26 protein-coding genes, 2 pseudogenes and 2 riboswitches are annotated in these 22518 nt (G+C 63.8%); of the genes and pseudogenes, 17 read left to right on the top strand and 11 right to left on the bottom strand.

Annotated elements, in window-relative coordinates; genetic code table 11:
• Positions 1 to 113: 113 nt before the first annotated feature.
• Positions 114 to 230, bottom strand: a riboswitch (glycine riboswitch).
• A 204-nt stretch (positions 231 to 434) separates the two neighbouring features.
• A riboswitch (glycine riboswitch) is annotated at positions 435 to 530 on the top strand.
• 150 nt (positions 531 to 680) lie between these two features.
• From gcvP to PCK14_RS04855, 8 genes are all read left to right on the top strand, one after another.
• Positions 681 to 3560, top strand: a complete 2880-nt coding sequence (gene gcvP / locus PCK14_RS04890) for an aminomethyl-transferring glycine dehydrogenase (RefSeq protein WP_269937354.1) — start codon at positions 681 to 683, stop codon at positions 3558 to 3560.
• A gap of 18 nt (positions 3561 to 3578) precedes the next feature.
• Positions 3579 to 4700, top strand: coding sequence for a glycine cleavage system aminomethyltransferase GcvT (gcvT, locus tag PCK14_RS04885; protein ID WP_269937353.1), 1122 nt, complete (start codon positions 3579 to 3581; stop codon positions 4698 to 4700).
• Positions 4701 to 5077: 377 nt separating this feature from the next.
• A complete protein-coding gene (gene gcvH, locus PCK14_RS04880; RefSeq protein WP_269937352.1) occupies positions 5078 to 5461 on the top strand; it encodes a glycine cleavage system protein GcvH in 384 nt (127 codons plus the stop codon).
• A complete protein-coding gene (gene glyA, locus PCK14_RS04875) occupies positions 5458 to 6780 on the top strand; it encodes a serine hydroxymethyltransferase (protein ID WP_269937351.1) in 1323 nt (440 codons plus the stop codon). The genes gcvH and glyA overlap by 4 nt, the downstream gene beginning before the upstream one ends.
• 139 nt (positions 6781 to 6919) lie before the next feature.
• The gene (locus PCK14_RS04870) at positions 6920 to 8317 is read left to right on the top strand and encodes an L-serine ammonia-lyase (protein ID WP_269937350.1); all 1398 of its coding nucleotides are present in this window, start codon (positions 6920 to 6922) and stop codon (positions 8315 to 8317) included.
• A 49-nt stretch (positions 8318 to 8366) separates the two neighbouring features.
• The gene (gene lipA, locus PCK14_RS04865) at positions 8367 to 9383 is read left to right on the top strand and encodes a lipoyl synthase (protein ID WP_269937349.1); all 1017 of its coding nucleotides are present in this window, start codon (positions 8367 to 8369) and stop codon (positions 9381 to 9383) included.
• 2 nt (positions 9384 to 9385) lie between these two features.
• Positions 9386 to 10210: a methylenetetrahydrofolate reductase gene (locus PCK14_RS04860; protein ID WP_269937348.1), complete on the top strand. Its 825-nt coding sequence runs from the start codon at positions 9386 to 9388 to the stop codon at positions 10208 to 10210.
• Positions 10211 to 10277: 67 nt separating this feature from the next.
• Positions 10278 to 10682 (top strand): LexA family protein, encoded by a 405-nt coding sequence (locus tag PCK14_RS04855; protein ID WP_269937347.1) that lies wholly within the window; start codon positions 10278 to 10280, stop codon positions 10680 to 10682.
• 11 nt (positions 10683 to 10693) lie between these two features.
• On the opposite strand, the gene PCK14_RS04850 is transcribed toward PCK14_RS04855, so the two are convergent.
• The 3 genes from PCK14_RS04850 to PCK14_RS04840 all read right to left on the bottom strand — a co-directional run bounded on the left by PCK14_RS04850 (position 10694) and on the right by PCK14_RS04840 (position 12440).
• On the bottom strand, positions 10694 to 11251 hold the full coding sequence (locus tag PCK14_RS04850) for a pyridoxamine 5'-phosphate oxidase family protein (protein WP_269937346.1): 558 nt from the start codon (positions 11249 to 11251) through the stop codon (positions 10694 to 10696).
• Positions 11252 to 11260: 9 nt separating this feature from the next.
• Positions 11261 to 12049: a type 1 glutamine amidotransferase domain-containing protein gene (locus PCK14_RS04845; protein ID WP_269937345.1), complete on the bottom strand. Its 789-nt coding sequence runs from the start codon at positions 12047 to 12049 to the stop codon at positions 11261 to 11263.
• Between the two features lie 76 nt (positions 12050 to 12125).
• Positions 12126 to 12440, bottom strand: a complete 315-nt coding sequence (locus tag PCK14_RS04840) for a putative quinol monooxygenase (RefSeq protein WP_269937344.1) — start codon at positions 12438 to 12440, stop codon at positions 12126 to 12128.
• Between the two features lie 80 nt (positions 12441 to 12520).
• On the opposite strand from PCK14_RS04840, the gene PCK14_RS04835 reads away from it, so the two are divergent.
• The gene (locus tag PCK14_RS04835) at positions 12521 to 13033 is read left to right on the top strand and encodes a GNAT family N-acetyltransferase (RefSeq protein WP_269937343.1); all 513 of its coding nucleotides are present in this window, start codon (positions 12521 to 12523) and stop codon (positions 13031 to 13033) included.
• Here PCK14_RS04835 and PCK14_RS04830 read toward each other — a convergent pair.
• The 3 genes and pseudogenes from PCK14_RS04830 to PCK14_RS04825 all read right to left on the bottom strand — a co-directional run.
• Positions 13017 to 13298: pseudogene (locus PCK14_RS04830) on the bottom strand (GrpB family protein); the annotation flags it as partial. The gene PCK14_RS04835 and the pseudogene PCK14_RS04830 overlap by 17 nt on opposite strands.
• Before the next feature lie 18 nt (positions 13299 to 13316).
• Positions 13317 to 13408, bottom strand: a pseudogene (locus PCK14_RS19355) (hypothetical protein); the annotation flags it as partial.
• A 3-nt stretch (positions 13409 to 13411) separates the two neighbouring features.
• Positions 13412 to 13648 (bottom strand): hypothetical protein, encoded by a 237-nt coding sequence (locus PCK14_RS04825; protein ID WP_269937342.1) that lies wholly within the window; start codon positions 13646 to 13648, stop codon positions 13412 to 13414.
• Positions 13649 to 13762: 114 nt separating this feature from the next.
• Between PCK14_RS04825 and PCK14_RS04820 the strand changes: the two genes are divergently transcribed.
• The 6 genes from PCK14_RS04820 to PCK14_RS04795 all read left to right on the top strand — a co-directional run bounded on the left by PCK14_RS04820 (position 13763) and on the right by PCK14_RS04795 (position 18769).
• Positions 13763 to 15064: a Y-family DNA polymerase gene (locus PCK14_RS04820; protein ID WP_269937341.1), complete on the top strand. Its 1302-nt coding sequence runs from the start codon at positions 13763 to 13765 to the stop codon at positions 15062 to 15064.
• A gap of 36 nt (positions 15065 to 15100) precedes the next feature.
• Positions 15101 to 15517, top strand: a complete 417-nt coding sequence (locus PCK14_RS04815; RefSeq protein WP_269937340.1) for a ribosomal maturation YjgA family protein — start codon at positions 15101 to 15103, stop codon at positions 15515 to 15517.
• Positions 15518 to 15558: 41 nt separating this feature from the next.
• On the top strand, positions 15559 to 16674 hold the full coding sequence (locus PCK14_RS04810; RefSeq protein ID WP_269937339.1) for an FAD-dependent oxidoreductase: 1116 nt from the start codon (positions 15559 to 15561) through the stop codon (positions 16672 to 16674).
• Between the two features lie 113 nt (positions 16675 to 16787).
• A complete protein-coding gene (locus PCK14_RS04805) occupies positions 16788 to 17780 on the top strand; it encodes an LLM class flavin-dependent oxidoreductase (protein ID WP_269937338.1) in 993 nt (330 codons plus the stop codon).
• A 9-nt stretch (positions 17781 to 17789) separates the two neighbouring features.
• A complete protein-coding gene (locus PCK14_RS04800; RefSeq protein ID WP_269937337.1) occupies positions 17790 to 18152 on the top strand; it encodes a VOC family protein in 363 nt (120 codons plus the stop codon).
• A gap of 305 nt (positions 18153 to 18457) precedes the next feature.
• Positions 18458 to 18769, top strand: coding sequence for a hypothetical protein (locus PCK14_RS04795; protein ID WP_269937336.1), 312 nt, complete (start codon positions 18458 to 18460; stop codon positions 18767 to 18769).
• Between the two features lie 84 nt (positions 18770 to 18853).
• On the opposite strand, the gene PCK14_RS04790 is transcribed toward PCK14_RS04795, so the two are convergent.
• Complete coding sequence (locus tag PCK14_RS04790) at positions 18854 to 19396, bottom strand: GNAT family N-acetyltransferase (protein WP_269937335.1); 543 nt, start codon at positions 19394 to 19396, stop codon at positions 18854 to 18856.
• A 198-nt stretch (positions 19397 to 19594) separates the two neighbouring features.
• Here PCK14_RS04790 and PCK14_RS04785 point away from each other — a divergent pair, with 198 nt between their 5' ends.
• Entirely contained in the window at positions 19595 to 20152 is a 558-nt protein-coding gene (locus tag PCK14_RS04785; RefSeq protein WP_269937334.1) for a hypothetical protein, read from the top strand.
• A gap of 41 nt (positions 20153 to 20193) precedes the next feature.
• Here PCK14_RS04785 and PCK14_RS04780 read toward each other — a convergent pair whose 3' ends face one another.
• On the bottom strand, positions 20194 to 20733 hold the full coding sequence (locus PCK14_RS04780) for a GNAT family N-acetyltransferase (RefSeq protein ID WP_269937333.1): 540 nt from the start codon (positions 20731 to 20733) through the stop codon (positions 20194 to 20196).
• A gap of 311 nt (positions 20734 to 21044) precedes the next feature.
• On the opposite strand from PCK14_RS04780, the gene PCK14_RS19350 reads away from it, so the two are divergent.
• Positions 21045 to 21392 carry an immunity protein Imm33 domain-containing protein gene (locus tag PCK14_RS19350; RefSeq protein ID WP_442864663.1) on the top strand — a complete coding sequence of 116 codons (348 nt, stop codon included), beginning with the start codon at positions 21045 to 21047 and terminating at the stop codon, positions 21390 to 21392.
• Between the two features lie 81 nt (positions 21393 to 21473).
• Here PCK14_RS19350 and PCK14_RS19345 read toward each other — a convergent pair whose 3' ends face one another.
• From PCK14_RS19345 to PCK14_RS04770, 3 genes are all read right to left on the bottom strand, one after another.
• Positions 21474 to 21641 carry a hypothetical protein gene (locus tag PCK14_RS19345; RefSeq protein ID WP_442864662.1) on the bottom strand — a complete coding sequence of 56 codons (168 nt, stop codon included), beginning with the start codon at positions 21639 to 21641 and terminating at the stop codon, positions 21474 to 21476.
• On the bottom strand, positions 21641 to 22042 hold the full coding sequence (locus tag PCK14_RS04775) for a hypothetical protein (RefSeq protein ID WP_269937332.1): 402 nt from the start codon (positions 22040 to 22042) through the stop codon (positions 21641 to 21643). Before PCK14_RS04775 ends, PCK14_RS19345 begins: the two co-directional genes overlap by 1 nt.
• 175 nt (positions 22043 to 22217) lie before the next feature.
• Positions 22218 to 22382 (bottom strand): hypothetical protein, encoded by a 165-nt coding sequence (locus PCK14_RS04770; protein ID WP_269937331.1) that lies wholly within the window; start codon positions 22380 to 22382, stop codon positions 22218 to 22220.
• Positions 22383 to 22518 lie beyond the last annotated feature (136 nt).

Genomic DNA, 22518 nt, shown 5'->3' with positions numbered 1-22518 from the left:
AGCTTCCTCCCCACTCTGTCTTGGACCTGAGAGTTTCCGCGTGTCCTTGAAGATCAAGGGGACGCTTGCACCGTCGGTGAGCCCACATTTTATGGACTGCTTTCCAGAGTTGCCTCGCCACGGCGGTACAGGGGCCTGAGAGATTCCCGGGGAGGGTTTGCTCCTTCGGCGCCCACACGATGTCTGCGCTTCACGCAGATGTACCGGCGGAACTCTCCCGCCGCGGATCATAGGCACTTCAAAAACTTGCTTTTTAGGTGACGCGAGTCACAGGCTATCCTGCGCTGGCACTGCGTGCAAGACAAATCCAATATGTGGTTGGGCGCAGCTGCCGGCGGGCGCACCGGCGATGGTTCGCCGGGCACGGGGTTTGGCAGGTCCCCACCTTTCCGTGTAATGTGTGCTTCGAATCACCCAAACTTTAATATGCCTTTTGAACCATGGCGGGAGAGTCCTCCCAGCAATGTGGCGGCGCCGTAGGAGCAAATCCTCCCCAGGAATCTCTCAGGCCCCCGTACCGTCATGGCGAGGCAACTCTGGAAAGCAGTCCACTCATTGTGGGCTCACCGACGGTGCAAAGTGGTTGAACAAGCCACGGAATCTCTCAGGTCCAAGACAGAGCGGGGAGGAACCCCACTCATGCCGAACCCTCTTGGTCCGGCCGTATCTTGGAGTTCCTCATGACGATTGCGTCCCGCCCCACAGTGTTTGCAGACCGGCATATTGGTGCCCGCCAGCAGCCCCACATCGAGACCATGCTCAAGGCCATTGGCTATGACAGCGTCGATTCCCTCGTGGACACGGCCGTTCCTGATTCCATTCGCCAGGCCAAGCCCCTGGAATTGAAGTCCGCGCTGAGTGAAGTGGAAGTTCTTGCCGAACTTCGTGGCCTCGCCGCAAAGAACATCACGGCCGTGCAGATGATCGGCCAGGGCTACTACAACACCGTGACCCCGCCGGTGATCATGCGCAACATCCTTGAGGCACCGGCCTGGTACACGGCGTACACGCCCTACCAGCCCGAGATTTCCCAGGGCCGCCTCGAGGCGCTGCTGAACTTCCAGACCATGGTGAGCGACCTGACCGGATTGCCGGTGGCCAACGCCTCCCTGCTCGATGAAGCAACCGCCGTGGCCGAGGCCGTGCTGCTCATGCGCCGCGCCAACAAGTCCAAGACCGCCGCAAACGGCAAGACCGTTCTCGACGCGGACCTGCTGCCGCAGACCATCGCCATCGTCAAGGGCCGTGCCGAAGCCCTTGGCTTCGAGGTGGAGATTGCCGATCTGGCCCAGGGCCTGCCCGAGGGCGAGATCAACGGCGTGGTTCTCCAGCAGCCCGGTGTTTCCGGAAGGGTCTTCAACCACGCTCCCGTCATTGCAGAAGCCAAGGAACGCGGCGCGCTGGTCACGGTTGCCGCCGACCTGCTGGCACTGACCCTGATCACCCCTCCCGGTGAACAGGGCGCGGACATTGCCGTCGGAACCGCCCAGCGCTTCGGTGTTCCCCTCTTCTTCGGTGGCCCGCACGCAGCGTACATGGCCGTGCGCAACGGCATGGAGCGTTCACTGCCCGGCCGCATCGTTGGTGTCTCCACCGACAACACCGGCCTGCCGGCCTACCGCCTGGCACTCCAGACCCGCGAGCAGCACATCCGCCGCGAGAAGGCCACCTCCAACATCTGCACGGCACAGGCCCTGCTGGCGATCGTGGCCTCCATGTACGCCGTCTACCACGGCCCCGCCGGCCTGAAGGCCATTGCCGAAACAGTCAACGGCCACGCCCGCACCTTGGCAGCGGCACTGCAGGCATCCGGCGTCGAACTGGCACACACCTCCTTCTTCGACACCCTCACGGTCAAGGCTCCCGGACGCGCCGGCGCACTGGTTGCCCTCGCCGAAAAGGACGGCATCAACCTTCGCCTCATCGATGCCGACCACGTTGGCATTTCCGTGGATGAAACCACGACGGCGGACATCGTGGCCCGCGTCGCCGCCGTGTTTGGTGCCGCACCGGCCGGGGACGGCACGGACCAGGTCGGTGTCTCAGACTTCGCGCTGGCCGCCGACACCGTGCGTGGCTCGGACTTCCTGACCCACCCCGTGTTCAACACGCACCGCTCCGAGACCCAGATGCTGCGTTACATCCGCCGCCTCAGCGACCGCGACCTGGCCCTGGACCGCACCATGATCCCCCTCGGCTCGTGCACCATGAAGCTCAACGCCACGGCCGAGATGGAAGCCATGTCCTGGCCCGGGTTCGCCTCCATCCACCCCTTCGCCCCGGATTCCCAGACCGAAGGCTGGCGTGAACTGATCGGTTCACTGGAAGCCGATCTTGCCGAAATCACCGGTTACGACCAGGTCTCCATCCAGCCCAACGCCGGCTCACAGGGCGAGCTCGCGGGCCTGCTGGCCATTCGCGGCTACCACCTCTCACGCGGCGACGAGCAGCGCACCATCTGCCTCATTCCGCAGTCTGCACACGGCACCAACGCCGCCTCGGCCGTGCTCGCCGGCATGAAGGTTGTTGTTGTGGCCACGGCAGCCGACGGCACCATCGACCACGCCGACCTGAACGCCAAGATTGAAATCCACAAGGACCAGCTCTCGGCCATCATGATCACCTACCCGTCCACGCACGGCGTGTACGACGCCGATGTGCGCGAAGTGTGCGACGCGATCCATGCAGCCGGCGGCCAGGTTTACGTTGACGGTGCAAACCTGAACGCCCTGGTTGGCCTTGCCCAGCCCGGAAAGTTCGGCGGCGACGTCAGCCACCTGAACCTGCACAAGACCTTCTGCATCCCGCACGGCGGTGGCGGCCCCGGCGTGGGCCCCGTTGCAGCCAAGGCCCACCTGGCACCCTTCATGCCCGGCGACGCCAACGCGGCCTCACACGATGGCGCCGGGGTTCCGATCTCCGCCTCACGCTTTGGCTCGGCCGGCGTTCTGCCCATCTCCTACGCGTACGTGAAGCTCATGGGTGGCAAGGGACTGACCGAGGCCACGAAGTCGGCCCTGCTGGCGGCGAACTACATCGCCGCACAGCTCAACGAGCACTTCCCGGTCCTGTACACGGGTGCCGGCGACCTGGTTGCGCACGAGTGCATCCTGGACCTGCGGGACCTTACCGCCAAGACCGGCGTCACGGCAGAAGATGTGGCCAAGCGCCTCATCGACTACGGCTTCCACGCCCCCACCCTGTCCTTCCCGGTGGCCGGCACCTTGATGGTTGAACCGACCGAGTCCGAGGACCTGGGCGAGATCAACCGCTTCATTACAGCCATGATCAGCATCCGTGCGGAAATTGACCAGGTTGCCGAAGGTGCCTTCACCCTGCTGGACAGCCCGCTGCGCAACGCCCCCCACACGGCAGCAGCCGTTGTCGATTCCAACTGGGACCGCGGCTACCCGCGCGAACAGGCCGTGTTCCCCGTGGACAACCTGCGCCAGGACAAGTACTTCCCGCCTGTTGGCCGCATCGACGGCGCAGCCGGTGACCGCAACCTGGTCTGCTCCTGCCCTCCCCTCGAAGACTTCGCCGAAGATTTCGCCAACTAACACCGCAAAGGAATTCCCATGACTGAGAACCACACAGCCCTTTACGGCGAGCACCAGAAGGCCGGTGCATCATTCACCGACTTCGGTGGCTGGCAGATGCCGTTGAAGTACTCCTCCGAGCTGGCTGAACACCACGCTGTCCGCAAGGCAGCCGGCCTCTTCGACCTCTCCCACATGGGCGAGGTTTGGGTCAGCGGCCCCGACGCCGCAGCCTTCCTCGACTACGCCTTGGCCGGCAAGCTGTCAGCCGTGGCGGTGGGCAAGGCAAAGTACTCACTCATCTGCAACGCAGACGGCGGCATCATCGACGACCTGATCTCCTACCGCCGCAGCGATGAGAAGTACCTGGTTGTCCCCAACGCCGGCAACGCCGCAACTGTTGCCGGCCTGCTGGCCGAGCGCGCCGCAGGTTTTGACGTGCAGGTTGAAGACGTCTCCGCGCAGACCTCGTTGATCGCCGTTCAGGGCCCCAACGCCGAAGCCATCCTGCTGACCCTGGTGCCCGCCGAGCAGCACTCACTCGTCACGGAGCTGAAGTACTACGCTGCCGTCGAAGTGACCATCAACGGCCAGGAACTGCTGCTGGCACGCACGGGCTACACCGGCGAGGACGGCTTCGAGATCTACGTCCCCAACGAGGACGCCGCCACCTTGTGGCAGGCCCTCCTGGCCAACGGCCAGGACCAGGGGCTCATCCCGGCAGGCCTGGCTTCCCGTGACTCGCTTCGCCTGGAAGCCGGCATGCCGCTGTACGGGAACGAACTCTCCGTCACCGGACACGCCTACTCCGCAGGATTGGGCCCCGTGGTCTCCCTCGCCAAGGAAAGCGACTTCGTAGGCAAGGCTGCCTTGGCCGCCATCAAGGAAGCCGGCGACGGCGTCTCCACCGGCCGCAGGCTCGTTGGCCTCAAGGGTGCCGGCCGCCGTGCCGCCCGTGGCCACTACCCGGTGCTCAAGGATGGCGTCACCATTGGCGAAGTCACCTCGGGCCAGCCCAGCCCCACCCTCGGCTACCCCGTGGCCATGGCCTACGTTGACGTGGCCCACTCCGAAATTGGAACCCAGCTGGACGTGGACCTGCGCGGCAAGGCCGAACCGTTCGAAGTAGTTGCACTGCCGTTCTACAAGCGCCAAAAGTAACACCCGCACGGTCTGTCGCCGGTGGTCGAGCCTGTCGAGACCCTGGCGCCTGAACTGGCACCGGTGGTCGAGCCTGTCGAGACCCCGGCGACGGACCGGTATTTCCTCGGCTGGGCCCGGCGCTCTCGCGAGATGGGGGCTGGTCCCCACACCCTCCCAACGCTCGCAAGCTCGCGTTGGGTCCCTCGGGTGTGTGGGCCCATCCGCTCCGCGCCACACACGACTTCGTCGGTGTGGCCGCGGCGGCGCCCACCACACCGCCAGCCCCCACCTCGCTGCGCGCCGGCTCCGTCGCCTTGCCTTGACCCTCGCCTTCTCTGCGGGGCAGGCCAAAAACTCTGCAAATAGCCCTCACAACACTTATAGAACGGATTAACATGAGCAAGGTAGCTCCTGAATTGAAGTACTCCGCCGAGCACGAGTGGATCGCCGCCGATGGTTCCGGCCCCTCCACGATCGGTGTCTCCGCTGTTGCAGCCGATGCGCTGGGCGACATTGTCTATGTGGACCTGCCCGAGGTGGGCTCCACCGTCACCGCCGGTGAGGCGTGTGGCGAGATTGAATCAACCAAGTCAGTCTCCGACCTGTACTCCCCGGTCACCGGCACCGTCACCGAGGTGAACACCGCCGTGGTCGATGACCCCGCCACTGTCAACTCCGACCCCTACGGCGCCGGCTGGCTCTTCAAGGTTGAGGTTGAGTCCGAGGGTCCGCTGCTCAGCGCCGAAGAGTACGCAGCTGCCAACGGCGGCGAACTGTGAGCGGCGTAGATTCCGCCGTGGACTACGTCCAGGTGGTCTCGCCGAGCCTCGATGCCCAGCTTTCCGCATTGGACCCCGAAGTGGCCGTCGCGATTGACGCCGAACTGGATCGCCAGCGCACCGGCCTGGAAATGATCGCCTCTGAGAACCACACGGCTGCCGCAGTCATGCAGGCCCAGGGTTCGGTCCTGACCAACAAGTACGCAGAGGGCTACCCGGGCCGCCGCTACTACGGTGGTTGCGAGCACGTCGATGTCATCGAACAGCTGGCCATTGACCGCGTCAAGGACCTGTTCGGCGCCGCGTACGCCAACGTTCAGCCGCACTCAGGCGCACAGGCCAATGCATCGGTCATGCACGCGCTCATCAAGCCGGGCGACACCATCATGGGCCTGAACCTGGCCCATGGCGGACACCTGACGCACGGCATGAAGATCAACTTCTCCGGCAAGCTCTACAACGTGGTCCCGTACCAGGTTCGCGAAGACACCCACCAGGTTGACATGGCCGAGATTGAGCGGCTGGCACTGGAACACAAGCCGGCGTTGATCGTTGCCGGATGGTCGGCCTATGCCCGCCAGCTGGACTTCGCCGAATTCCGCCGCATCGCGGATCTGGTGGGTGCCTACCTCATGGTGGACATGGCCCACTTTGCCGGACTCGTGGCCGCGGGCCTGCACCCCTCACCGGTGCAGCACGCCCACGTGACCACCTCCACCACGCACAAGACCCTGGCCGGCCCCCGCGGCGGCATCATCTTGAGCAACGACGAAGCCGTGGCCAAGAAGATCAACTCGGCCGTCTTCCCCGGCCAGCAGGGTGGCCCGCTGGAGCACGTGATTGCCGGCAAGGCAGTGGCCTTCAAGATTGCGGCTTCACCGGAGTTCAAGGAGCGCCAGGAACGCGTCCTGGCAGGTGCCCGGATTCTGGCCGAACGCCTGATCCAGCCCGATGTCGCAGCCAAGGGAATCTCCGTGATTTCCGGCGGCACCGACGTCCACCTGGTGCTGGTTGATCTTCGCAATTGCGAGCTCAACGGCCAGGAGGCAGAGGACCGCCTCGCCGCGATTGACATCACCGTCAACCGCAACGCCGTGCCGTTCGATCCCCGTCCGCCCATGGTGACCTCAGGCCTGCGAATTGGAACCCCTGCCCTGGCCACCCGCGGTTTCGGCGAGGCGGCGTTTGCCGAAGTGGCAGACATCATTGCCGAGGCGCTCATCACGGACGCCGCGGCGGATCTGGCGGGATTGCGCGCACGCGTGCAGGCCCTGGCCGCCGCCCACCCCCTGTACCCGTCGGTGGGGAACCTTTCCTAGCGGTACAGTTGCTCGCTGCGGTGGATGCCTTGGAGGGTGTCCACCGCAGTGACCGGCCTTGCTTGCACCGACGTGGTGCATGAGGCCCTCCGGCCGATTTCGCGCCGGAGCAGTTTTTGCACTCGAGTGAGGTACTCACATGTCTGTTGGCGTTTTTGACTTGTTTTCCGTGGGAATTGGCCCGTCCAGTTCCCACACTGTGGGGCCCATGCGGGCTGCCGCAGCGTTTGTCCGCGAGTTGGCCGCAAAGGATCTGCTGGCCAACGTTGCGAGTGTCCGCGTTGACCTCTATGGTTCGCTGGCAGCCACGGGCCGGGGCCATGGCACCATGACAGCAGTGCTTCTGGGCCTGGAAGGGCGTGAACCGGAGCTGATTCTTCCCGCCGAGGTGGAGTCCCGCCTGGCCGCCTTTGCCACCGGTGAACCGCTGCTGCTGGGCGGCAGCGTTGCCCTTTCCTATGGTGCCGATGACATCATCTTGCACCCCCTGACCATTTTGCCCAGGCACACCAATGGCGTGAAGTTCAGTGTGAGCGATGATGCTCAGACGGTCCTGCACGAGGCCACCTACTTCTCCGTGGGCGGCGGGTTCATCATTCGCGAGGGTGCCGTCGACGAGGCCGTTGCCGAGCTGGAACATTCCAAGGCCCTGCTGCCTTATCCGTTCCGCACCGCTGCCGAATTGCTGGCACATTGCGAAACCACTGGCGGAAACTTCAGCGACGTCATGCTGGCCAACGAGCTGGTGGAGCGCAGCGAAGATGAGGTCCGCGGCGGGCTGCTGCACATTCGCGACGTCATGGAAGAGTGCAAGGATGCCTCCCTGACCCGTGAGGGTTTGCTGCCGGGCGGTTTGAATGTTCGACGCCGGGCCCCGGGTTGGCACAAGCGCCTCCGGGAGGAGGACACCGACCGGGATCCGAAGTTCTGGCAGGAATGGGTCAACCTCGTGGCGTTGGCCGTCAACGAGGAAAACGCCTCGGGCGGGCGTGTTGTCACGGCCCCCACCAACGGCGCGGCCGGCATCATCCCGGCTGTCATGTTTTACGCGACCCACTACACCGACGGCATGCGCAATGCGCCCAAGGAGGCCATTGACGCCGTCGTGGTCAAATTCCTGCTGGCCGCCGGGGCTGTAGGGGTTCTGTACAAGGAACAAGCCTCCATTTCCGGCGCCGAGGTGGGCTGCCAGGGCGAGGTGGGTTCGGCGTCGTCCATGGCGGCCGCCGGCCTGGCCGAGGTCATGGGCGGCACTCCGCAACAGGTGGAAAATGCCGCCGAGATCGCCATGGAACACAACTTGGGGCTGACGTGCGATCCCATTGGCGGCCTGGTGCAGGTGCCGTGCATCGAGCGCAACGCCATTGCTGCCGCGAAGGCCATCAATGCCGCGAAGATGGCGCTGTGGGGCGACGGCCAACACCGCGTCTCGCTGGATGAAGTCATCATCACGATGCGTGAAACCGGCCGCGACATGTCATCCAAGTACAAGGAAACAGCCATGGGCGGACTCGCCGTCAACGTGGTGGAATGCTAAACCGAACAGCACGTGTTGCTGTCCCAGTTCGGGGCGAAGGAGTTTTCCCATGACGTTGGCACCAGAGGGTCGCAAGTTGCTGCGCATTGAGCAGCGGAACGCCGCGGTTCCGGTGGAGCGCAAGCCGGAGTGGATGAAGGCCAAGGTCGAGATGGGCCCGGAATTCATTGCGATGAAGAACCTGGTCAAGGGCCAGGGCCTGCACACGGTCTGCGAGGAGGCGGGGTGCCCGAACATTTTCGAGTGCTGGGAGGACCGTGAGGCGACCTTCCTCATTGGTGGTTCCGAATGCACGCGCCGCTGTGATTTCTGCCAGATCGATACGGGCAAGCCGTCCCCGATCGACATGTTCGAGCCCACCAAGGTGGCCCGCTCGGTGGTGAAGATGAACCTGCGCTACGCGACCGTGACCGGGGTGGCCCGCGATGACCTGGCCGATGAGGGTGTGTGGCTGTACGCCGAGACGGTGCGCAAGATCCACGAGCTGAACCCGAACACCGGGGTGGAGCTGCTCATCCCGGACTTCTCCGGCAAGCCCGAGCACATCACGGCGATCTGCGAGTCCAAGCCCGAGGTGTTCGCGCACAATGTGGAGACGGTGCCGCGGATCTTCAAGCGCATCCGCCCCGCCTTCCGCTACGAGCGCTCCCTGGATGTCATCACCCAGGGCCGCAACCACGGCATGGTGACCAAGTCCAACCTGATCCTGGGCATGGGCGAAACCCGGGAAGAAATCAGCCAGGCCCTGCAGGACTTGCACGACGCCGGCACCGACTTGATCACGATCACCCAGTACCTGCGACCTTCCGAACGCCACCTGCCGGTGGACCGCTGGGTCAAGCCGCAGGAATTCCTGGAACTGAACCAGGAGGCCGAGGAAATCGGCTTCCTGGGCGTCATGTCCGGCCCGCTGGTGCGCTCCTCCTACCGGGCCGGGCGCCTGTGGGCCACGGCCATGCGCAAGAAAGGCCTGGACATCCCCGAACACCTCGCCCACATCGCAGAAGGCATCGAGGACTCCGGCCACACCCGCCAGGAAGCCGCCTCCCTGATAGTCGGCCACTAGCCATGGCCAGCGCAGGTTTGGGCAGCGGTTTGGGCGGGCAGGCGGAACAGCCTGCACTGCCTTCACGGGCGGAAATCATCCCCACCGCCGGCATTGTGGAAACCGTGGCTGCCCAGCTTCCGGCCGGCACCACCGTCACGGTGACATGCCTGCCACACCACGGGATTGAGCGCACCATGGCGGTGTCGCTTGAACTGGCCGGCCACGGCTACAACGCTGTCCCGCACCTTGCCGCGCGGTCCATTGGATCGCGCGAACAGCTCACAACCATGCTGCGCGATTGCCGCGCGGTCGGGATCACTGAGGTGTTCGCCATTGGGGGCGACAAGGCGCAGGCAGCAGGCCCGTACGGCTCCAGTGAAGCGCTGGTCCGTGACATCGCCGAACTGGGCAGCGGGAGCTTTCGAATCGGCGTGGCCGGCTATCCCGAAGGGCACCCGAACATCAGTGACCAGCAATTGTTGGACTCGTTGCGGACCAAGGCGGAGCTTGCGGACAGCATCGTGACCCAGATGTGTTTCTCTGCCGATCTCATTGGCACGTACGCGGCCATGCTGCGCAGCGAGGGGATAGAGGTTCCTGTCTGGGCAGGCGTTGCGGGATCCGTGCCGCGCACCAAGCTGATCTCCCTGGCCACCAAGATCGGCGTGGGAAGCTCCCTGAAGTTCATCAGCGGCAAGGGTTCATTGGGCTTGCGATTGCTCGGTGGCACCCGCTACAACCCGGACAAGCTCGTGGCGGAACTGACCGCCCTGCCAACGCCACCGGCAGGCATCCACCTCTACAGTTTCAACAACCTGGCCAGCCACGCACAGGAACCCGACTGAGCTGCGGGCCGGCCCGGGGGAGTGCTAAGCTGAACACTCTCGAATCTTTGTACTAGGCGGTGATGGCATGTTTGGCATGGACCTGCCCGTTCCCAGGCCACAGGGCGCGGAACCAACCGGTTTTGCCTCCCCGGCCCGCGACTACTTCGACGGCGGGATCGACCTCAACCGCCACCTGATCCGCGACCGCACCAGCACCTTCATCATGCGCGTCTCCGGGGATTCCATGGCCGGCGCAGGCATTTGCGACGGCGATGAAATCATCGTGGACCGCGCCGTGGCCCCGCGCGACGGTTCCGTTGTGGTGGCCGTGGTGGAGGGCGAGCTGCTGATCAGGCGCATGTCCATGCACGACGGCGCGACCTCCCTGTCCACCCATCCCGCCCACGCCGGGTCCCCGGCCGAGGTGCTCGCCGTGGGTGGAGAAGCGGCCGTGTGGGGCGTTGTCACCAGGTGCCTGCACCACGTCTAAATGCCGGTGGCTTACCCCGACGCCCCGAGGGGGTAGCCTGGCAGGCCGTCGATGCTCCGTGCATTCTTCTCGGCCCGGTAGGCAGACATGCCCTCCGCGCCCTTCTTCTCTGCCTGCAGGCGCAGAAGGTCCCGCTCACCGGTCATCTCCATGACAGGAACGCCCCAGCCGCACGAGTCGCTGATGCGGGTGACGTCCACCGCAATGACAGCCCGGGTGCTCGGGTGGTACGGGTGGAGCGCGATCACTTCGTTGAATGTCGCATCTCCAGGGAGGAACACCGAGCCGCGGCCGTGGAGGCGCACGATGCGCGGGCGGCTGCCAAAAGAATTGAACATCAGGCACACCCGGCCATTCTCTTGGATGTGTGAGATGGTTTCGACGCCGCTGCCGGTGTAATCAACCCATGCCACTCGGTGGGGGCCCAAGACTGAAAACGAGTCATGGCCGCGGGGTGACATGTTCACATGCCCGTCGGCCCCGAGAGGCGCCGTCGCGACGAACCACATGGGCTGCTCGTTGATCCACGCCCTGAGATTCTCATCAATGCAATCGAATATTTTGCCCACAGCCTGAGCCTAGTGCCCCATGTGCCCCGCGTCTGCCGCTGCCTTCTTCTTGGCGTTCTTCTCGGCGTCGTGTTCCGCACGCAGGGCTTGTGCCTCGTGTTGCTCTTCGGCCTTTTCCTGGTGGATGACCTGCGCAAAGAGCTTCTCCATCTCCTTGGCCACGCCAGCAGCCGAGGCGGGGTTTTGCCCGGTCACCAGCCTGCCGTCCACCACAACTTTCTCCTCAAAGGCGTCAGCGAAGACATGGCTGGCGCCCTGTTCCACAAGCCGGTCCGCCAGGAAGAATGGGATGACCTTGTCCTTACCCGCCGCAACCTCCTCGTCGTTGGTGAAGGCAGCAATACTGCGGCCCTGCACAAGGCCGAGCCCGTTGGGCAATTTTACGTTCAGCAGGCCAGCCGGTCCGTGGCAGACCGCGCCCACCAGGCCGCCGGCGTTGTAGACGCTGGACACCAGATTCTGCAGGCCCTCGCTGTCAGGGAAGTCCCACATGGTGCCGTGCCCGCCCACCAGGTAGACGGCGTCGTACTGTTCGGGATCCACCACGTCCACACGGGCGGTGTTGTACAGGCCGGCACGCGTGGCCTCGTCCTGTGTGAAGGCGACTTGGATGGGATCGTGAGTATCCACCTCGTCGCGAGGGGGCTGGCCTCCCTTGATGGAGGCGAAGTCAACAAAATGCCCCGAATCCTTGAAGACTTTCCATGGGTGGGCTGCCTCGGCCACGTTGTAGCCGGTCTTCTCTTTCGTATCGCCGATCTCGGAAACGCTGGTCAGTATCATGAGGATTTTCTTCATGAAATGCTCCTATCGTCCACTTGCCACACTAGGCCAGTGCCCGGGACCCTGCCAACGGGCAGAAATCAAGCTGCTGTCAGCGGGTTTCCTGGTCCCGGAGCGGGGAACCAGCCACGTCGAAGCGGAACCCGCCAAATGACCCCGACAGGAGCGGGCGGGCAGCGGCGATGGCCGCCTGGACCTGTGGCAGGGCAAGCGAGGACTGGTGGGCCTGGGCACTTTCCCAGAGTTCGACGACGAACACCGTGTTGGGCTCCTCGGGATTGGTTCCCACCTCGTAGGCGAGGCATCCGGCAGTCCTGAGCAGCTCGTTGCGTTGAATGAGTGCGGCGACAAGTTCGTCGCGCCTGCCCGGGACTGTGCCCAGCGTTCCCACATTGGCAAAGGTCATGCACTGCACACTAGGGGGCGGGGCCGCGGTGGGCAAGGGCAATGATGGAACGCCCCGAACCGTGGAATAGGCTCGTGGACGTGAACACCCAAGAGTTTTCAATACGACGCACCACGGCCGCCGACTGGCGCGAGATCCGGGAACTCCGCCTGGAAATGATCAGTGACACCCCCACGGCATACGTCGAAACACTTGACGATGCCCTGGGCCTGGACGAGGCCGCGTGGAAGGTCCGCGGGGAGCGCGGCAGTGCCGAGCATGGAATCTCCGTTGTGGCAGTCCTGGCTTCCGGCCGGTGGGTGGGAACCATGGGCGGCTTTGTGCCCGATTCCGGGACCGGTCCGCTGCTGGTGGGCGTCTACGTGGCACCTGATTGGCGGGGCCGCGGCGCGGGCGTGGCCGACGCACTGCTGGGAGCCGTGGAGGATTGGGCCCGCACCGAGGGGCAGCAATTGACCCTGCATGTCCACGAGGACAACGCCCGGGCCAGGGCCTACTACGAACGCCAGGGCTTTTCCGCGACGGGACAGAGCATGCCGTACAGCCTGGATGCCAGCAAGCTGGAACTGGAAATGGTCAAGCGCCTGCCGTGACGGCGGCCGGCTGGTTGGCGGCGCCTGCGCGGGCCTGGGCGAGGAGATCCTGGACCAATGTGGACTTCCGCGCGCCGTATTGGGGCCTGTCGGTGCCGAGCAGGTGGGCCAACTCCAGCTTGAGTGCAGCGTAGCGCGCGGCCTCCACAGGGTGGGACCTCAAGAAATCCCGGAAGTCGATGTGGTTTCTGTGCGGCACGGTTCCGGCCACCACCACGTACAAGTGGTGGCGGCAAGGCCCGGAACGCTGGTGCTGCCCACATGCTCGATGCGATGTTGAATCCCGGCAAGGAAGGGCCGCAGCTGGGCTGCAATGCTGCGAAAATCGTCAGGCCACGATGACTGGTAGGGGCCCACACGGGTTGGGGAGCGCATGCGCTACGGCACCTCGTTGGGGGATTCCTCGTTGGCAGCTGCTTCCACCCAGTCCACTGCGTCATCGGACAGGGCAAAGCCGTCCTCTCCGTCGTCGCCCGCCCAGGATGCACCCTCCGCAGGCCCCGCCACGGCTGTGATCTGCTCCAGCACGTCCGGCCGCACGGCGTCGCCATTGTTCTCGGTTAACCACTCCCGGGCCGCGGGATCCAGCAGCGGCCACCACTCTTCAATGTCCATGGCATCAGTCTGGCACCAAAGCGCTGCAAGAGGCAGGGGTGCCACAGGTCCATGCCGCTAGACTGGACTACTAGAAAGTTTGTTCCAGTCGAGTTGCGGGAGGAGGCAGCGTCCATGGACGGTGCAACAGCGAACCCCACCGACAACAGCCGGATCGCCCTGGTGGATGTCAACAACTTCTATGTCTCCTGCGAGCGGGTCTTTGACCCAAGGCTGGAAGGGCGTCCCGTCGTCGTCCTTTCCAACAATGACGGTTGCGTGGTGGCCCGCTCGGCCGAGGCCAAGGCGCTGGGCATCGCAACCGGCGCCCCGTGGTTCCAGGTCCAGTCGCAGGCCAAGGCATGGGGGCTTGTGGCACGCTCCAGCAACTACGAGCTGTACGGGGACATGAGCGCCCGGGTCATGGAGGTGGTGGGCCGCTACGGCACCTGGCAGGAGGTCTACTCCATTGACGAATCCTTTGTGGGGCTCGTGGGGGACTCCGCCCAGCTGCAGGCCGCCGGGCGGGACATCCGCGCCGCCGTGATGCGCCACGTCGGCGTGCCCGTGTGCGTTGGCGTGGCCCAAACCAAGACGCTGGCCAAGTTCGCCAACCGGATCGCCAAGCAAAACCCAGGGCTTGGCGGCGTCTGCGCACTCGAGGCCATGCCCGCCGGGCACGTGGACGGCATCCAGGCGCGCGTGCCGGCCTCTGGGCTGTGGGGTGTTGGCGGGAAAACCGCCGACCGGCTGAAAATGATGGGCATCGACACGATCGCCGACCTCAAGGCAGCCGACCCTGCCCTGATCCGCAAGAAGTTCTCCGTGGTGCTCCAGCGCACCGTCATGGAACTCAACGGCACCGAATGCATCCCGCACGTGGAGGAACGGGTGGACAAGCAGCAGCTCATGTTCTCGCGCAGCTTCTCCGAACCCGTCACCACGCTGGAGGGCATGGAAGAGGTCATGGCCGTCTACGCCCAGCGCGGCGCCGCCCGGCTCAACGAAGAAGGCCTGCGCGCCTCGATCATGACAGTCACGGCCGGCACCAGCCACTTCACGGCGGGGGAGGGGAGCTTCCCGGCCGCCACGATCCGCTTCGCATCGCCCACCCAAGACCCCATCGTGCTGGTGCGTGCCGCGGTGGCCGCCATCAGGCAGAGTGCCGTGGCCGGTGCCTCCTACCTGCGCGCCGGGGTCATGTTCAGCGGGCTGGAACCAGCCTCCGGCTCCGGCATGCTTGACGTCTTCGGCACCGACAACGGCCAGCCCGACGTGGGCGGCGTCATGGGCCAGGTCCGCAGCAAATTCGGCAGCACAGCCATCGGCATCGGGGTGGGCGGGCTGGCGCAGGCCCCGCAATGGTCCATGAAGCGGGAGCACTCCTCGCCGAAGTACACCACAGACTGGAAGGACCTGCCCGTGGTGCGGGCCTAGCCGGAATGCGGGCAGGCCGCCGTTAGACTCGGCCCCATGGCCATCACCAAAACACCCATGTCCCGGTGCATCGCGCTGTTCATCGCAGCAACTGACGTCGCCATCGTGGGCCTGCTGGTCCACTTCCTGGTCCCCGGCGACTTCGCCAGCCTGGTTGCCGACGCGCTCTACACCATGCTCGTGTACCTGGTGCTGGCCCTGATCCTGCCCACGGCCAAGCGGCACTGGCTGGCGCTCGCAGCCTTTGCCATCAGCGCCGCGATCGAACTGGCCCAGCTGACAGGCATCCCCGAACAACTCGCCGTGAGCTTTCCGCCGTCGCGCCTGGTCTTCGGCACCACCTTCTCCGCGCTGGACCTGGTGGCCTACGCACTGGGGGCCGCCGCGGTCTACTTCGCTGACAAGCTGGTCTCCGAACGCGGCGCCACGTGGCGTCGAACACAAGCGGAATAGCCCTCCGCGGCCGCCCGTTGCACCCCAACAGGAGGCAAAAGATGCTGGATGTTGTGGTTGTTGGAGCGGGCCAGGCCGGGCTTTCGGCCGCGTATTACCTGGCCCGGCACGGACTCGTCCCGGAGACCGACTTTGTGGTTCTCGATGCGAACCCGGCGCCCGGCGGCGCATGGCTGCACCGCTGGCCGTCACTGACCCTGGGCGGCGCGCATGCCATCCACGATCTCCCCGGCATGAAGTTGCCCGCGGCCGACCCCGCCGAGCCCGCGTCCGCCGTGGTCTCGCGCTACTACGGCAGCTACGAGAAAACCTTTGAGCTGCCCGTCCACCGGCCCGTCAAGGTGCAGTCCGTGCACACCCTTGCCGATGACTCCGCCATGCTCTTCCCCAAGGACGACGGCGGCGTCCCCGCCGACATCGCCGGCCCGCCGCTCGTGGTAGAAACGGACCGCGGCGCCTACGAGACCCGCCTGGTCATCAACGCCACCGGCACCTGGGACAAGCCGCACTGGCCGCACTACCCGGGGCTGGGCACGTTCACGGGCAGGCAGCTGCACACCCATGATTTCCAGTCCGTGGCGGAGTTCGCCGGCCAACGCGTGCTGGTGGTGGGCGGCGGCACCTCGGCTGTGCAGTTCCTGCTGCAGTTGGCCGATGCCGGCATGGAAACCGCATGGTCCACCCGGCGTGCGCCGGAATTCACCAGCCGGGAGTTCAACCCCGACTGGGGCCGCGACGTGGAGCGCCGCGTCAACGAGCGGACCGCCGCCGGCCTGCCGCCGCTGAGCGTGGTTGGGGTGACGGGACTTCCGCTGACACAGCAGTACCAAAACGGCATAGCCGCCGGAACACTCGTTTCCCGCGGGCCGCTGCAGCGGCTCACCCCGGACGGAGCCGTGTTTGAAGACGGCAGCACCTTCGAGGCTGACGCCATCCTGTGGGCCACCGGATTCCGGGCCGCACTTGACCACCTGGCCCCGCTGAAGCTGCGCGAACCCGGTGGCGGCATCGTCATGGACGGGGTCAAGGTGGCCCGCGACCCGCGCCTGCTCATGGTGGGCTACGGCGCCTCCGCCTCGACCCTGGGTGCCAGCCGGGCCGGGCGGGCCGCGGCGTTGGCGGCCCTGGACCGCTTGAGGGTCCCCGCAACTGCCTGAGGCGGGCGCCGCCGTCGTGCCTTTTCGGCGAATCCGTGAGCATCGACACGGGCGGAAATATCCCGGGAGGGCCGGAGGTTGGCGCTAGTGAGACCCCATCGAAAGGCAGCACCATGACGCTCCCCATTTCCATCCTTGACCTGGCCCACATTGGCGAGGACGGCATTGCCGCAAGCCTGCACGCTTCAGTGGAACTGGCCCAGGCGGCGGAGAAGTGGGGGTACAAGCGGGTCTGGTTTGCCGAACACCACAACATGCCCTCGATTGCATCCTCGGCAACCAGCGTGCTGATAGCGCACGTGGCCGCGCACACCTCCACCATCCGGCTGGGCGCGGGCGGCATCATGCTGCCCAACCACTCGCCGCTGCAGATCGCCGAGCAGTTCGGCACGCTGGAGACCCTGCACCCGGGACGGATCGACCTGGGGCTGGGCCGTGCGCCGGGCAGCGACCAGAACACCATGCGCGCCCTGCGCCGCGACCCCTCCTCATCGGACTCATTCCCGGCCGACGTGCAGGAACTGCAGGCGTACTTTGAAGGCAACACACGGATTTCCGGTGTCAACGCCTATCCCGGCAAGGACACCCACGTGCCGCTGTACATCCTGGGCTCGTCCCTGTTCGGCGCACGCCTTGCAGCGGCCCTGGGCCTGCCGTACTCCTTCGCCTCGCACTTTGCCCCGCAGGCGCTGGAAGACGCGGTGCGCATCTACCGCCGCGAATTCAAGCCTTCCGCAGCATTGGCCACGCCCTATGTGATTGCCGGCGTCAACGCCATTGTGGCCGACACGCAGGAGGAGGCCGACGCGCTGCTGCTCAAGGCCCGGCGCCGCATGGTGGGGGCCCTGGTGGGCCGTGGCCAGACATTCAGCGAGGCCGAATCGGACCTGCGGCTTGACTCCCCGGCCGGCCAGCAGGTGCAGAACATGTTCCGCTACGCCGCCGTGGGAACGCCGGACACGGCCCGCAGCTACCTGGACGAATTTGCCGTGTTGGCCGACGCCGACGAACTCATCGTGGCGACACAGATCACCAACCCCGCGGCACGGATTCGCAGCTTCGAGCTGTTGGCCGGGGCCATGGAACTTGAAGTGGCGCGGGTGTAGCGTTCTGGCATGGCCATTGCACGCAATCCCGGATTTGTCATCGACTGCCCCGACGCGGCCCGGCTGGCGGAGTTTTACGCTGCCATGCTCGGTTGGGAGGTCACCGCGGAGGACGGCTGGGTGGACATCCGGCCCGACGATGGCAGCAACTGCATTTCCTTCCAGCAGGTGGATTCCGGCTACCGGGCACCTGTCTGGCCGGGCCAGAAGCACCCGCAGCAAATGCACCTGGACGTGGTGGTGGACAGCCTGGACGACGGCGAGGCCGAGGTGATCCGGCTGGGCGCGGCCAAGGCCGAGCACCAGCCCGGTGCCACGTTCCGGGTCTTCCTGGACCCGGCCGGACACCCCTTCTGCCTCTGCCTGTCTTGAGTGTCCCGCCTCATCTAAGTTGGACCACGAAAAGCGCGAGATCTGATGGAATGGTCCGACTGTAGTGAGACAACTTGATCAAGTTCGTCGCACTACAGTCGGACCAAAACGTTGAATCCAACGGCAACGTCCAGCAAGGCCGTTCGATTCGTGTCCAGGGCGTCGGGTGTCCCGTAGGGGGGAACCCTTAACGGGACGTTGGTTGACATGCCACGACCATCGCGGTCTCTCAGTTTCTGGTGCTGAATAGCGCCAATGGGAGTCAGCAACGGGGCGAGTCATGGGAATCGGTTTAGGCTCGTCCTATGGATGATTTCGAAATATCCGTTGATGACGAGCTGCTCCGTATCAGCGAGATGTACCAGCCTGACGGGAGGCTCAGCTACCACTGTTCCTGGATCAATGGGCCTGCGGACGGAACCTACGGGTTCACGATCGCGCGTCGCGGTGGCGAGGCGGCACCAAACGATCCAGACGCTGCGTCACGGATGTCCCGGGAAGCCCTGGTTGAGCAGGCCCGTTCGTTCTTGGATTCGTTCTACGCGGCGGGAGGCATCGGCGAAGAAGACTTCCCGGATCATATTCCAGCGCGGATGCGTGGAACCAGTGGCGGGTAGTAGCTCGGATGTAGGCAGGCCCCTCGGTCATAGAAATGACCAACGAACGAACCTTCATAGAGGAACCTCCTGCGGGACAGGAGTCTAGATCTTGAGGTCGTCCCATTCGAAATGGGTCAGGGTTCCGTTGTCCCAGTCTTGGCGCAGGATCGAGTAGGCGATGGAGGCGACGTGCCCGCCGTCGTTGGTTGGCCATCCCAATCGGTAGTGTGCTTCCTTGAGGAAGCCGGCGCGAAGGAACGTCTTGCGCATGGCGATGTTATCTTCTCGCGTGTGCCCCTCGAAGCGGAGCGTATTCGGCATCGTCTCGAAAACCAGGTCGCAGAGCGCACGAAGCACTTCGACTCCCACGCCTTGGCCGCGCTGGGTCTCGTCGAGGCGCAGGTCGAAGACCGGCGAATCATCTTCCCGCAGATCCTCCAGAGCGGCCATGCCGATACGATGTCCGCCCCTCACCACCCAATAGCCTTGGGTGTCTTCGTTCCAGAAACGTCCATTCTCAATCTTCGCCCGGATGTCCGCGGCCTGTGGGGCTGCCTGAACATGGAACGGGAAACGGCTTGAGGTAAGGAAGCCGACGATATCTTCAGTGTCGGCTGGTGTCATTGGAACAAAGATGATGGACATTCTCCGACCCTACCGGCATCAAAGAAGACTGACCCGCATGCCGAACCCTCTGTGGGACACAGAATTGACTGGTTGACGCATGAGCTGAGAATTCATGGCACTGGATTGGTCCCGGCCAGCGGGTCACGAGTGATCAATTTCTTGAGTGATCGAAGGCAGCAGGCTGCTTTTCGCGTGTTCCGGCGGTAGTGTCGCCGTATGCCCGCGATCATAGAAACGCCAAACGAATTGATTCCCGATCCGGCCACAGTTGCTGCCCTGGTGGCGGAGCTGGTGGAAGGAACATGGCCTAGCTCCGATCAGGAACGCGAGAATCTATTCAAGCGTCTCAACTTCAAAAATGGAGAACGCCTGGATCACGACTCGGACGAATCATTCTCGGCCTCATGCACCCTCCTCACCGAAGTGCCAGGCATTTCATTTGCCTCGTGGGACTCTTTGCGCGGCAAGTTCCTGGGCGTCCACTTCCACCTATATGCCTTCCCTGAGGCGCAGGCCCCTGCGACCCGCCTGGGCCACGACGCCGTGTCGAGCAGGCTGACGGATCTCTATGGCAAGCCAATAAGGCCGTGGGAAGACGAAGACGCGCCGCCTAGTATCTGGCAGGCAAATGGCCGCGAAATAGTCATGCATCTCTTCACCATGCGCGACAGCACACTGATGCTAAGCATTTCCGATGAAGACCTTGCGGAGGCAGCGGAAGCAGAAGCAATCGACAGTTCCCGCACGCCAGGCAAGAATGACCCGTCCCCATAGGGGGAACGGTCTACGGGACAGATTCAGGTGAATCGTACTTCTTAGTCTTCTAGTGGTCGTTTCGCTTGCAACAGCAACCCGACACCACCGGTGAAGCTGGTCGTATGAAATTTCGCAGCCCTGGCAACCTCAGCGAACCCCCACTCACGATGAAGATCGATCGATGCCTGGTTGGATGGGTTGACGATGTACCAGGCCGAGTCCGCTCGTGCCCAGATCCAGTTCAATCTCACCTGGGTCAAGGCCCTGGCTATCCCGTGGCGCCTGAACTCAGGGAGCACAGTCACTCCACCCAAGTAGTGCCCGCCAGGTGCCTGTCCATCAGCGTAAGACCAGAAGTGGGTCTTGCCCCACCCAACAATGTTGCCATCGGCAGAGGCGACAACAACCAGTCGGTTTTCGTCAAGAATTGCCGTGGCCATGGCCGCTATATCTGCTGGTGAGCGACCCGCTTTGGTGTCGATGTCACGTATCGCATCGATGTCACCACTCGTGGCCATCCTGACGTCAACGGGACCATCTAACACTGCTTCATCTTGACGTCGGTTGGGTAGGTATTCAGCAAACCCGCTACCTGTCATCCTTCAATTCACCCCTCTTGCTCAGCCTTTTCCAGTATTGCCGAAGCCCCAGTGCGGTCAAACAAAAAGGACACACGACACGGCACCGTAGCCCCTTTGGGGAACGGTCTACGGGACAGTCCTACGTTGCAGTGCCAACCAAGCCTAATTTGGCATGCTCCTATGCCTGCCAAGAAGAACTCTCCAGGTAGTCGAGAGTCAGTTTGGCCCTGCCCTCCTGCACGGAACCGGACCGAGCCTGCCTCTCGTCGAAATCAACATGGCAAGCTTGGGAATGGAGACGAGAATTTGTATCGAATCGTAAGGATCAGATGAACGGCATATCTAACCAGCAGCTCGATGTTTGTCTACGTTTCGGTGCTGAACCCCTGGCCAGTCCTTCGGACATGAAAGTCGGGATATCCCGGAATGTTCAAGATGGTTTAGTACCGATCAATGGCCTGCGACATGCTCCGGTGGGAGATACGACGTGTTGGTACATCTGGGCTGGCGAGGAGCTGTCGGATGACTGTGACTTCTTTGTTCCCTTACATGTCTCCCACTTGGCGACTTGGTGTCCGCAAGTCATTGACTATCTTGCCCTGCCTCCGGGTTCACGGCTTCTGCTTGCCCCCGGCTACGCGGACATTTGGTTCGATGCAGCGATCGTCCACGACTGATCATCGATCCGTCGGCTATTGGCAGAACATCTGATGCTCCGAGACTATAACGACGTGCGGCGAGCGTCAGACAGGGAACGCTTACCGGACGTTGAGGGCTGCGTGGATGAGTACCAAGCCGGGGCGTCCATCTGGAGCGTCCGGCCCGTATCCCAGGTCCCGGTATCCATAACGCTTGTAGAGCCGCTGGGCAGGCGTGTCGACGTCTGTTGTCTGAAGCCAGTAGGTCGTGGCTCCAGCTGCGATCATCAGCGCATCAAGCAGTGCGGCGCCGAGCCCGCGCCGGCCCGCAGATGGATGGACGGCAGCAATAGTATGGCGAATGAATCATCGATGCGGTCTGCTGAATCCTCGCCCAGGCAATGTTGCAGCTGCCGTGACCACGAGTCAATCTCAGACTCCCACTTCCACGGGTGGCCGTAGGCGAATCCAACAAGCTCGTCGTCGATAAGGGCCCCCACGCCAACCACGTCATCTCGGGTTCGGGCGTAGCCGAAGAGTTGGGCGAATAGCTGTGCGACTTCGGGTGGTTCAGATAGTGGAGGAGGTTTTGAAGCTGCCACGTAGAGCTTTTCGATCATGCCAGCCGGAGGCAGATCTCCGACCGTGTAGGTGCGGATCGAGACTTCTGATTTTGTCTTCCCGAGCATGTGGCTATCTCATCACACGCCTGGTGACATCGAGGGATCCACGCTCGGTGGTTGCCTGCCGCCCCTGGAGACGGTGGCATCCAGCGTCACGTCTTACAGGGAACTGATGTGGTGCAGTCGAGATCTGAACGCTTTGAAGTGGATCGGACTAGAGAAGCCCTCTGTCGCTCGTGGGTCAGTCTGACCACGGCAATGCTGATTTGAGTTCGTCGATCGTGGGACGCATGCCCTGCGCGGGCCGCACGCGCACTGATTCGAGATTCGGCATGCGCAGCAGGGGCGAATAGTCGAGATCATCGACGATGATCGTATGCAGGAGAAGATGCTGAAGATTTGTCATTGATTCCATTGTCAGCGCTGGTCGAATAGTGAGCCGTTTTGTGGGGTGAATTGTGAGCCACGTTGATGGAACTATTCTGCCGTACTCTCGGTTCTTGTCGAGGGTAGTGAGTCGATTTGGTGGTCCTTGAGGCGGT

Origin of the sequence: Arthrobacter sp. HY1533 (genome assembly GCF_027568515.1) — a bacterium.
Classification (GTDB): Bacteria; Actinomycetota; Actinomycetes; order Actinomycetales; family Micrococcaceae; genus Specibacter.
The sequence above is the reverse complement of the archived record's forward strand: the minus strand, read 5'-3'. Positions and strand labels throughout refer to the sequence as shown.